Below are 12,455 nucleotides of genomic sequence, written 5' to 3' on the forward strand. Positions count from 1 at the left end.
CATGGAAGAGCAACACCATCCGCCTGCATGGGCTGAGCAATTTGTAGAATGGTATTGTAAACCGGAGCTGGTTGAAGATCTCACCGGAGATTTAAACGAATTCTTCGAACGGAATCTAAAAACCATTGGTCCGCGACGCGCAAAGCTGATTTACGTCATTGATGCTATCAAGTTCTTCAGACCTTATACAGTACGAAAACCTGAATTTGCGAACCTTTTTATCAACTGGATTATGATCGGGAGCTACTTTAAAACATCAGGAAGGGGTTTAATGCGCAACAAGTTATTCTCTTCCATCAACATTGCAGGACTTGCAATTAGCATGTCGGTTGGACTATTACTGATCTCGTTCCTGCTTGACCTACGCTCCTACGACAGGTTCAATAAAAATGGTGAGCGAATTTACCGTATCACTAACGATGCTACTATCAAAGGTGAGCAAAATGGCAAATTTGGAACAACATCTATCAAAACCGGCAGGCTTATTGACGAGAAAGTGACCGGAGTGGAAGAAGTAGCCATTATGCGTGAAGGCTTTTCGCAGGATGCGCAGGTAGGTGATCATTTTCTTCCCCTCAAAGGTTTTTGGGCGGAATCCCCGGTGTTCAAAATCTTCACATTTCCGATGCTGGAGGGCAATCCGGAAACAGCTTTGAGAGAGCCTTATTCAGTTGTATTGACAGAAACCGCCGCCAAAAAGCTATTTGGGGATGGAGCGGCAGTAGGTAAGGCAGTCAAATTTGATTCAATTGACTACCAGGTGACGGGTATCATGAAAGACATCCCCTTCTTTTCACATATCCATTTCGAAGCACTTGTATCACTCTCAACAGCCGAACAACTTAATAAAGCCGATCAGGATTTTCAGAAATGGACCAATATGTGGTCAAACTATGTATATGTTTTGCTCCCGCAAAATGTAGAGATCTCCTCTATAGAATCCCAGCTCCGCAGCATCGCCAACGAGGAAAACAAAACGGATGCCAATACTAAAATACAACTGGAATTACTTCCTCTTTACAACATTGTAGTAGGAGAAAATCTGAACAGATCTATGGGATCAGCAGGTCCGCACCTGCCACCGGTCGTACTGTGGATATTGGGAGGACTTGCCTTGGTTGTGATATTGTCAGCCTGCTTTAATTATACCAATCTGTCGATCGCTCGTGGTACACGACGTTTCAAAGAAGTAGGTTTGCGCAAAGCAATTGGTGCAGGAAACAGCCAGATCAAATGGCAGTTTCTCACAGAGGCATTTATCATATCGTTTGCAGCACTTTTTCTCTCATTTTTCCTGTTCCTCTTTCTCCGTCCGCAGCTGATCAACCTGGCTCCCGAATTACAGCGTCTCGTAAAACTTGACCTCACCCCTGCTATGGTTATAGCATTTCTCGTTTTTTCGGTTGCAGTAGGCGTAATAGCCGGATTTATGCCAGCTGTATTTTTCTCAAAAACCAGTGCCATTACTGCGCTCAGGAATGTATCATCTGTGAAAGTGTTTAAGCACATTACCCTCAGGCGCGCTTTGGCGGTAGTTCAATATACCTTTACGCTGATTTTCATCACCACCACAGCTATTGGTTATGCACAGTACAAAAATATACTGGCTTTCGACCTGGGCTTCAATACCGAAAATGTACTCAATATTGACATGCAGGGCAACAAACCCGACGCCTTCCTCAGAGAACTCAGCGAAATACCTGAGGTGACAGCAACATCCCGTTCGATGATTGTAACGAGCGTAGGCAATGCATGGGGAGGAAATGTAAAATACAAGGATTCGCAGGATTCAGCTCTGGTACTCACCAATCAGGTGGATGAAAATTATCTCTCTTTGCATGGCTACAAACTTCTTGCCGGAGGGAATTTTGTAACACATCCTGCAACGCCCGACGGTGTTCATGAAATGATTGTCAATCAGCAATTCCTGAAACGCTTCAATATCGGCGCCGGCGATCCTGAAAAAGCAATAGGCGAAGAGATTTCATTCAGCAATTTTACAGTAAGCCGACAAAAAATGAAAATCGTTGGTGTCATGCAGGATTTCCATTACGGAAAGGTGGATAACGTTGTAGGACCCGTAGCATTCGTACCCTGGACACAAGCAGACCGGGCAATCATCAATGCTAAAATACAGAGTAAAGATGTGCCTGCTACATTGGCAAAAATTCAATCTGTCTGGAAAAAACTGGATCGTACACACCCTTTTCAGGCTGAATTCTATGACAAAGCCATTGAAGATGCATACAGTGAATATTCAGCCATGATCAAAATTATTGGTTTTCTGTCCGTAATTGCCATATCGATCGCTTCCATGGGATTATTTGGCATGGTGGTATTCACAACCGAAACCAGACTAAAAGAAATAGGTATCCGGAAAGTAATGGGCGCAACATCCGGCAATCTGATTTACCTACTGAGCCGTGGCTTTCTGCTATTGCTTTCCATATCAGCCCTGATCGCCCTGCCCGTTACTTATCTGTTTTTTGAAAAATATATATTGACCAGTTTTCCCTATCACACGCCGGTGCAAATCATAGAAACCATCGCTGGCCTATTGGTTGTCCTGATGATCGCCTTCCTGATGATCGGCTCCCAGACCATGAAAGCTGCAGGGAGCAATCCTGTGGAGGTTTTGAGGGGAGAGTGAGGAAATGTCTAGACTAAAAAAGTACCAATTCTTCTGAAAAGTGGGCTCGTAGGGATTCGAACGGCACCGGCCGCCCGGCCCAAACCTCCTGATACGTAGTCAGGTCACAAAAGAGTTGAATACTAAAAAAAGCACCAATCTTGCGAAAGGTGCTTTTTGTGGTCTCGTAGGGATTCGAACCCCAAACCTCCTGATCCGTAGTCAGGTGCTCTATCCAATTGAGCTACGAAACCGACATTCTTAATTGGACTGCAAAGGTATGTATAAAATCTAAAATAGCAACTAGTGTGGCAAAATATTTTCTAACAAATTTTTAGCTCCCCTGAAAATCAGGCTTTCTCTTATGAATAAAAGATTGAATTCCTTCAGCAGCATCGCTCGTTTTACTCAGTTTATCTTGTCCGGCAGCTTCCAGTTCAAGCATGGCTGCAAGATTTGATTGGTAACTTTGATTGAAAGCCTCTTTGATTGCAGCAATGGCTTGTGTTGGTGCGTTGCGGTAGTAACCGATGGTTTGGGCTACCGCTCTGTCTAATTCTGCTTCCGGTACAGAACGGGTAATCAGTCCGATTTGCGCCGCTTCGGGTGCATACACATTCCTGCCTGTCGTAGCGATTTCAAATGCCCTGGCGAATCCAATCAATCGGGGTAAAAAGAAGGTGGCGCCTGCATCGGGCATCAAACCTATTTTCACAAATATCTGACTGAGATATGCTTGCTCCTGTGCAATCACAACGTCACAAGCTAACGCCAGGGAAGCACCTGCGCCTGCAGCCAGCCCATTCAGCCGGCACACAACCGGCTTAGGTATCGTACGAAGTGCAATAATCAACGGATTATAATAGGCTCTTAGCAACTCTCCGGCACTTTTACCCGACCGCATAGTGGCTGTCAGATCAGCACCAGAACAAAATGCTTTATTTCCTGTGGCAGTCAGTAGTAATACACGTACCGACTCATCTGCAGCAGCAGTTTCCACAGCTTGTAACAATTCCTGCAATAACCCCGGATTGAGTGCGTGGTACACTTCAGGGCGGTTCAGTGTTAGTCGGGCAACTCCGTCGGTAGTTTCAGAAATAAGATACTGATACATAGTCCTCAAATTTAGATAGCTAAATGTAATCTTTACCGATGAATTCCCGAAATCTTAGATTTTAAAGAAAGAAGAATACAGTACCAAGACCGATAGCCAATCCGCCAGTGACACCGGCAAGTACCTGTGCCGGCGTATGCGCATTGAGATACAAACGGGCACTAACAAGAAAACCACCGGTAACAATTGTCATGAGCAGTGGTATAAAAAGCAGGGTTTCGTCGAACCGCATCAAAAAGGCGACTATCATTCCCACCGCTCCGCCAATCCCTGTTGCATGCGCGCTGATTTTCCAGAACAAACTTACAGCTCCTACAAAAAGCAGGGAAAAGGTCACTCCTGCGAGAATAATGGAGATTTGAGGCGCCAGTTCGCCGATGGGCTGCAACTGCCAGCCAAACAGATAAGTGGCAAAACCGTAGATTATAATCGTGACCAGATACGGCAAACGCCTTTCGCGCAGGTTATCAACATGCAGTGAACTTACCAATCCAAACCGATGAAAGTAATAGATGATAACGGCTGGTGCCACAAACGTATTCAGAAAAATAAGCAACAACAAACTTCCGATTGCAGGCAATTCCAGCGCGCTCACCCCCACCAGATCGGGTGTGATCAGAAATAGTAACGCAAAAAGATAAGTAGTGATAATCAGTGGATGAAAAACTACGGAAAGGAAGGTTGCTATGCGGTTAATCAAAACGAAAATGGCTTTATCTGATGTTGACAACAAAATTAGTCTTAATGACAAAACATTTCAATGCGATACAAACGTAGAAAAGTTAGTTCAGGTTTCACGATACTTTTCAGGGGCTAATTTGTATTTTTGCGCGAAATCTAATCACATGTTAACAATTTATTGATACAGTGTTATTTATGTAGCCTGTAACGTTAATATGTCAATACAACTTAATAAACAATGGGACCGTTACAGATCAAAGATTTATTGCTTCAGGCTCCGGAATCACAATCCGTCACCCTCAAAGGCTGGGTAAGAACAAAACGTGAAAGTAAAAATGCTATTTTCATAGCGCTTAATGACGGATCAACCATTAATAATATACAGGCTGTTGCACAACCGGGTCAGTTTTCGCCTGAGTTGCTGTTGACAGTCACTACAGGCTCATGCCTTAAAATCACTGGTAGACTGGTTGAATCCATGGGTGCCGGACAAAACGTTGAGGTGCAGATTGAAGATTTGCATGTATACGGTACTGCAGACGTGGACACCTATCCGCTTCAACCTAAAAAGCATTCACTGGAATTTTTACGTGAAATCGCACACTTACGTCCACGTACCAATACCTTCAGTGCTATCCTTCGCGTACGTCATACATTGGCATTTGCGATCAATAAATATTTCCACGACAAAGGTTTCTTTTACCTCCACACGCCTATTATCACTGCTTCGGATGCAGAAGGTGCGGGTGAGATGTTTAGGGTAACGACGCTGGATCTGGATAAACCACCAAGAACTGACGAAGGAAAGATCAATTACAAAGAAGATTTCTTCGGTCGCGAGGCCAACCTGACCGTATCGGGCCAACTTGAAGGCGAGCTGGGTGCTATGGCACTTTCGAAGATTTATACTTTCGGACCGACTTTCCGTGCGGAAAACTCCAATACAACACGCCACCTGGCTGAGTTCTGGATGATCGAACCGGAAATGGCTTTCTTCGAATTACAGGATAACATGGACCTGGCGGAAGATTTTGTAAAGACCGTCATTACTTATGCACTTGAAAATTGTAAGGACGACCTCAACTTCCTGCAGAATCGCCTGGCGGAAGAAGATAAAAACAAACCTCAAAACGAACGGTCACTTCCTCTTCTGGAAAAACTACGCTTTGTAGTGGATAATCCTTTTGAAAGACTTACTTATACCGAAGCTATTGAAATCCTGCTTCAGTCTAAGCCCCATAAAGAGAAAAAATTCCAGTTCCCTGTGGGATGGGGCATTGATCTTTCCAGCGAACACGAGCGTTATCTGGTGGAGAAACATTTCAAAAAACCGGTTATTCTGACAAACTATCCACGTGAGATCAAGTCGTTTTACATGAAACTGGATGACGACGGCAAAACGGTACGGGCGATGGATGTACTTTTCCCGGGCATCGGCGAAATCATCGGAGGAAGTCAGCGTGAGGACAATTACGAAAAACTCCTCGAACGTGTAAATGAAGTGGGTATTGATCCTGAAACAATCTGGTGGTATCTGGAAACACGGAAGTTCGGAACAGCGCCTCACTCAGGATTTGGTCTAGGTTTTGAAAGACTCGTTCTGTTCGTAACAGGTATGACCAACATCCGTGACGTGATCCCATTCCCACGCTACCCAAAAAGCGCAGAATTCTAAAAACATAAAGCCGGTTACTTTTTATAGTTAACGGCGTATAGGATAGTGTAGTTGTAAGGTTTTTACGAAGTTAAAAGCATACACAATGAAGACACACTATCATCAACATCAAAGCAGGATCATGATAATTGTATCATCGATTCTGCTTTTTTCATTTCATGTTCAAAGCCAGTCATTCCAGATTGTCTGGGGAATGAATATGACATTGGCAGGCAATTCTTCCAGCAGTAACTTTTCACCTTCCAACGCCGCTCTGACCGGAGCGAATCAACACGGATTACCGACAGTACGCTATTATTCCCTTGGTGGCGGTGACTACGCCTATGGTACTACTTATTGGCATACAACAGGCGTTCCCAAGTATCTCGAATTTGGTTTTTCAGTTAACACTTTCGAATACGATTTGAACTCTGTATCATTCAGAGTAAGGCGGTCTCCGGATGGGCCGAAAAGTGTTTCACTCAGAAGCTCCCTGGATGGATTTACTTCTGATTTAACAACATTCAGCATGTCTGCCGACGGTACATTTTACAATGTATCTGTTCCAATGGGATTAGCCAATCTTTCAAATGGCGTAACGTTCCGGCTGTACGGAACCAATGCCAACACCTATCTGGGTGTAATGTATTTTGACCAGCTTGTTATTAATACGACGGTGCACAGTATCGTACTTCCGGTTTCACTCACATCATTCATAGCCAGGCTACAGGAAAAGCATGTCGCCCTCACATGGGAAACGAGTTGGGAAAAAGACAGCAAAAATTTTCAGGTTGAAAGAAGTACAGACCTTCATTTATTCACACCCATAGGAAGTGTAAATGCAGCGGGTGTTACTGAAGGCAGAACACAATACGCCTTCACGGACGAACACCCCTTGCCGGGTGCAAACTACTACCGTCTGAAAATGATTGATCTTGATGAAAGTTATACCTATTCCGTTGTAAGAGATATTTTTATCAATACTGAAATTAGCGAATGGACAGTTTCTCCCAATCCTGTTGCCTACGGAACCATCATAGTAAAAGGGCATTTTCCCGAAATTCCCGATTTACAACTGACCGATATGCAGGGCCGACCGGTTGAAACTGAACTGGTTTATTCCGAAATAAAGAGTCTCTACCTCATCCCTTTGAAACCACTTCCAGCCGGCATATACGTTCTTGCCTTAACCCGAAACGGCAAAAAACAACACGCAAAAGTATTAGTTCCGTAAGGTTTTGATAGCTTAATTTGTAATAGTTTTAAGTAGCTAATCTTAGCAATTACAAGTAAGGGTAGAACGTTGGGAAAATTAAATGGCTTGAAGCCTATGTTGAAAAAAGTGCAGCCGAAAGTGTGGGTGGCGATCATTGCCGTTTTAGTGATTTTTATAATATCCTGGGGACTGATCAGAAGGGGACATAGCAAAGAAGAAGTTGAGGAAATCAGCAAAGCTGTTGCGGCCAAACTGGATCCCGAAGTAATTAAAAATCCGGATGCTGAAACAGCTAAGAAAATAGCTGAGATTACTGATATCTTCAGAAAGAAAAGAAACGCCGGTTTTAACGGAAATGTCCTTATTGTTCAGAAAGGCAAAATCCTGTATCAGAATTCCTTTGGTTATGGGCATATCAAGCAAAAGGATACCCTCAACAGTCACTCCAGGTTTCAGCTGGCTTCCCTGTCGAAGCCTTTTACAGCGGTTGCAATTCTTAAACTGATTCAGGAAGGAAGAGTCAGTCTGGATGATTCTGTGCAGCGGTTTTTTCCCGAGTTTCCATATCACGGTGTGAAGGTAGATATGCTACTCAGTCACAGAAGCGGACTGCCCAACTATATTTATTCTTTCCCGGACAGTGTAAGGCACGGAAAAAAATATCCTTCCAATCTGGAAGTAATCGATTGGTACGGAAAAGTGGTGCCCACTCCGACACCGTATAACAGACCAGGCAGGTCATTTAACTATTGCAATACCAACTATTGTGTACTGGCCGGAATTGTAGAAAAAGTAACAGGAGCACCTTTTGGTGAGTATCTTTTTAACCAGGTGTTTGCTCCTTTGGGAATGCTGGAAACTTTCCTTGTTACGGACACAACTGCTGCAGCTGTGAAAAACCGTACAGTAGGACATCAGTATGGACGGCAGCTCGAAAAGGATTATTACGATGATGTAGTCGGTGATAAAGGATTGTATTCTACTACGGCAGATATATATCGTTTTTACAATGGCCTGACCAAAGGATTACTATTGGATAAAAAACTATTGGACGAAGCCTTTAAGCCCAGAAGTTTTGAAAGAGCGGGCATACGCAATTATGGTTACGGCTTCCGTATGCATACGAAAGAAGATAATACTGCTCAGTTCATTTATCATGGTGGCTGGTGGAAAGGATATAATACCATGCTATGGGTTTCTCCCGAAGACGACGCAGTAATTATCGTACTTGGAAACACCTATAACCGGTCGACGTACGATCTGAAAGAAATATTAAAAGTCATTCACGGTAACGACAAAGCCGTGGAAGTGGAAAGTGAAATTTAGCCGAGTTTGAATTCGGTTACGAATTCAGGATATTTGCCTATTAACGAATTTTGACCCATGCCCGAATCTGCGTATACTTTACCTGCTCTCTTACTCCTGGGATTACCGTTTCTGGCATTTTTTGCTCTTTGGCTGGGAGGAAGAGGCCTGAATAAAGTGGCAGGTTTTGCAGGTGCGGCGCTTACGGCGACAGGTTTTACAGTAGCGATGCTATATGCCCAACCTGACGTGTTGCATACAGTCCGGTTTGAATGGATGGTGATAGGATCTTTCCCGGTTGAACTCTCTCTTCGTTTCGACAGACTCACCTGCATTATGCTGGCAGTCGTTCATTTTGTAGCATTCCTGGTACAGCTCTATTCTGTATCCTATCTGCATCATGAGAAAAACCTGCACCGTTACTTCGCTTTCATTCAGTTATTCCTTTTTTCAATGATCGGAATTATACTATCCGGCAACCTGCTGGTGATGTATATATTCTGGGAATTGGTTGGGCTTTGCTCTTATCTTCTGATCGGCTTCTGGTATCAGAAACCTCGTCCGGTTTGGGCTGCACAAAAAGCCTTTGTACTGAACCGTATTGGTGATGCAGCCTTCCTGACAGGTATTTTAATGCTGTTTTACTATATTGGTTCTACCGACTTTGAGGTGCTTTCTATTTCTATTGACACCCTTCAGCCTGGAATTGTCACAGCTATCGGTTTATGTTTGTTCGGTGGATGTGTAGGGAAATCAGCGCAATTCCCTTTGTCGGGCTGGTTACCCGATGCTATGGAAGGACCCACTCCGGTTTCGGCACTAATTCACGCTGCAACTATGGTGGCGGCAGGTATTTTCCTTTTAGCAAGAATTTCGTTTTTACTTACACCTGATGCAAAGTTTGTCATTGTTTGTATTGGCATGATCACCATGCTGATCGGAGCAGTGAAAGCTACCAGTGTATGGGATATCAAAAGGGTGCTGGCCTATTCTACCATGTCACAATTGGGACTGATGGTGATGGCCGTAGGACTGGGAAGCTGGCAAACTGCCTTTTTCCATCTCACCACACATGCCTTTTTCAAAGCAGGGCTTTTCCTTTCTGCAGGCTCTGTGATACATGCGGTAACGCCATCGCAGGAAGATGCAGACTTCGATCCTCAGGATATGCGTAATATGGGAGGCCTGCGTAAAGCATTGCCAATTACATTCATTTGTTTTTTGATTTGTTCCTCAGCATTGGCTGGTTTACCATTCTTTTCAGGTTTCCTTTCCAAAGATGCTATCATCACCGAAGGATTCGTATGGGCCTCCGGGTTTGGCACTTTAGGCTACATATTCCCGATCGTAATCATGTTCTCGGCCGGACTTACCGCTTTCTATATGACTCGTCAGCTTTGGCTGGTTTTCTTCGGAGAAAAGAGATACCACGCTTCAGCTCATGTGCATCCGCACGAATCGCCTGCAATCATGTATGTACCTATGCTGCTGCTGTCACTGTTTTCAGTATTTGTCTGGTTCTCCCTGAATCCCTTTGATGCGACAACAGGCTGGTTCATGTCATTTCTGGGTGTGGAGCATCCTGCTCACATCGGCTGGGTACCTGTAGCCGCTACGGCAGTGACAATTGTATCGATAGCACTTGCTTTGAAGGAGACCAAGGCTGAAAATCCATTTCGGGTTTTGTCAAAAGAAGCTGAAAAACCTGGCTTCTCGTTGCTTCGGCAATATTCCAACGACTTCTATTTCCTGGCTCCGTTCTCATATATCGCAGACATGTCAGGAAAAATTGAAAAATATTTTGTCAACGCTTTTGTCGACGCTTTTGCCAAATGGAACGTAGTGCTGGCACATTTGCTTGGTTGGGGAGATAAGAATATTGTGGATGGCGGCATCAAACTTACCGTATTTTCGATCCGCTCAGCCGGACAGTCAGTACGTAGTTTACAGAATGGCAAAATTCAGTCCTATTTTGTAGTAACCATCACCGGAGTACTTTTGCTGATTCTGTGGCTGGTGAATTTTTGAAAAGAATAATTTTAGGTTTAACATTTAAAACCGGCAACCTATCCGCCTTGTAAAGCGAACCATTGCCCAACGCTGATAATGATCGATCATATATTAACGCTACTGATTGCTATTCCATTTCTTGGTGCCATTGCTGTTGCGGCTTTTCCCGACAACCAGACAGGCACTCCAAGGCTCATCGCACTGGTTACCCTGAGCCTGGAAATTCTGGCTACAGTTGCGATGTTTGCACTTTTCGTTCAGGATCAGCCTGGCTTTCAGCTATCTGAAAAAGTAGACTGGATTACCCTGCCGATAGGTTCACTGGGTATCGTATCAATTGATTATGCCATAGCTGTAGATGGTATCAGCTTTCCGCTTATTTTACTCGCTGTAGTGGTATTGTTCGTAGGACTGATCAGTTCATGGAATATCCAAAAGCGAACTAAAGCCTATTTCTCTCTTTACCTTCTGCTTACAGGTAGCATCATAGGCTGTTTCCTCGCGCAGGATTTCTTCCTGTTCTATCTGTTTTTTGAATTCATGCTGCTTCCGATGTATTTTCTCATCGGCTTGTGGGGTGGTCCGAGACGGGAATATGCGGCATTGAAATTTTTCATATATACATTCTTCGGTTCTCTGCTGATCCTGATCGCCATGATCGCCTTGTATCTTTCAGCCATAGATCCGGTAGAAACAGCACGTGCCATCGGATTGCTACAGCTGGAAGATTTGCCCGCTCAGGACATTATCCTTCAGGTACAGCAGTGGATGGCTGACGGACGAATTGCACCGGAGCAATTGGTTCATACTTTCCGCTTCGAATACCTGGCTGATACAGGCAACTATATTCCAGGTTCATTGCTGAATGCGCTTTCAGGATTCTATATTCTGGATATACCGGTTCGTCTGCTTGCTTTCTGGTTCTTGTTTATTGGATTTGCAGTAAAATTACCGGTCGTTCCGGTTCATACATGGCTGCCCGACGCACACGTAGAGGCACCCACACCACTTTCGGTAGTGCTTGCAGGTATTTTGCTTAAAATAGGTGGTTATGGATTTATCCGAATTGTGGATGGATTTTTCCCTTTTGAAGCACAATACAGTACGGTACCGCTCGCTATATTAGGAATGATATCCATTGTCTACGGAGGATTCAACGCTTTGGGACAAAGTGATCTGAAAAAGATGATTGCCTATTCCTCCGTCTCCCACATGGGTTTCGTACTGCTGGGAATTGCTGCGTTTACAGCCGAGGGTATCAATGGCGCCATCTATCAAATGGTAAGTCACGGTGTTTTATCTGCTATGCTTTTCCTTTTGGCCGGAGTGGTTTACGACCGTACGCACGACAGGATGATCAACCATTACCGCGGGCTTATTACTGTAATGCCCCGATATACGATTCTGACAGGTATCGCATTCTTCGCATCTCTGGGACTTCCCGGTTTCTCAGGTTTCGTAGGCGAATTGTTTACACTGATGGGGGCTTTCCAGTCCGATAATATGCATGTATTGATTCCGGCTCTGTCAACCTTAGGAATTGTACTGGCAGCCGCTTATTTCTTATGGACTTATCAGCGCATGTTCTTCGGTTCTTTTTGGTATAAAGATGAAAGTCAGAGCCATTTGTTAACCGATCTGAACACAAGAGAAATAAGTCTTTTACTTCCGCTGGCATTCCTCGCGTTGCTATTAGGAATTCTGCCAGGACTTCTGTTTGACATTACCGGACCTACTGTGGAGGCCTGGATTGAAGGCCTGAAGTAAGATCAAATCTACCGGATATACCAAAAGAGGTATCGTTGCGTAACGATACCTCTTTTGGTATAAACAGGAATATAATTCT

8 protein-coding genes and 1 tRNA gene are annotated in these 12,455 nt (G+C 44.2%); 6 read left to right on the forward strand and 3 right to left on the reverse strand.

Translation table 11 applies throughout. The features are described from left to right. The first annotated feature begins 1 nt into the window (after position 1). A complete protein-coding gene (locus tag DSL64_RS16265; RefSeq protein ID WP_229217113.1) occupies positions 2-2,650 on the forward strand; it encodes an ABC transporter permease in 2,649 nt (882 codons plus the stop codon). Between the two features lie 159 nt (positions 2,651-2,809). On the opposite strand, the gene DSL64_RS16270 is transcribed toward DSL64_RS16265, so the two are convergent. From DSL64_RS16270 to DSL64_RS16280, 3 genes are all read right to left on the reverse strand, one after another. After that, positions 2,810-2,883 (reverse strand) — tRNA-Arg (locus tag DSL64_RS16270). 80 nt (positions 2,884-2,963) lie between these two features. Further along, positions 2,964-3,743, reverse strand: coding sequence for an enoyl-CoA hydratase/isomerase family protein (locus tag DSL64_RS16275; protein WP_115831974.1), 780 nt, complete (start codon positions 3,741-3,743; stop codon positions 2,964-2,966). A 61-nt stretch (positions 3,744-3,804) separates the two neighbouring features. Continuing rightward, positions 3,805-4,473: a hypothetical protein gene (locus DSL64_RS16280; protein WP_229217114.1), complete on the reverse strand. Its 669-nt coding sequence runs from the start codon at positions 4,471-4,473 to the stop codon at positions 3,805-3,807. Between the two features lie 189 nt (positions 4,474-4,662). Between DSL64_RS16280 and asnS the strand changes: the two genes are divergently transcribed. From asnS to DSL64_RS16305, 5 genes are all read left to right on the forward strand, one after another. Next, complete coding sequence (asnS, locus tag DSL64_RS16285; protein WP_115831975.1) at positions 4,663-6,099, forward strand: asparagine--tRNA ligase; 1,437 nt, start codon at positions 4,663-4,665, stop codon at positions 6,097-6,099. Between the two features lie 121 nt (positions 6,100-6,220). Next, positions 6,221-7,312, forward strand: a complete 1,092-nt coding sequence (locus DSL64_RS16290) for a T9SS type A sorting domain-containing protein (RefSeq protein ID WP_158547936.1) — start codon at positions 6,221-6,223, stop codon at positions 7,310-7,312. A gap of 96 nt (positions 7,313-7,408) precedes the next feature. Continuing rightward, the gene (locus DSL64_RS16295) at positions 7,409-8,620 is read left to right on the forward strand and encodes a serine hydrolase domain-containing protein (RefSeq protein WP_115831977.1); all 1,212 of its coding nucleotides are present in this window, start codon (positions 7,409-7,411) and stop codon (positions 8,618-8,620) included. 57 nt (positions 8,621-8,677) lie between these two features. Beyond that, entirely contained in the window at positions 8,678-10,627 is a 1,950-nt protein-coding gene (nuoL, locus tag DSL64_RS16300) for an NADH-quinone oxidoreductase subunit L (protein ID WP_115831978.1), read from the forward strand. A 78-nt stretch (positions 10,628-10,705) separates the two neighbouring features. Next, positions 10,706-12,376: a complex I subunit 4 family protein gene (locus DSL64_RS16305; RefSeq protein ID WP_115831979.1), complete on the forward strand. Its 1,671-nt coding sequence runs from the start codon at positions 10,706-10,708 to the stop codon at positions 12,374-12,376. Positions 12,377-12,455: the final 79 nt, after the last annotated feature.

Source organism: Dyadobacter luteus (assembly GCF_003383615.1).
Taxonomy (GTDB): Bacteria; Bacteroidota; Bacteroidia; order Cytophagales; family Spirosomataceae; genus Dyadobacter; species Dyadobacter luteus.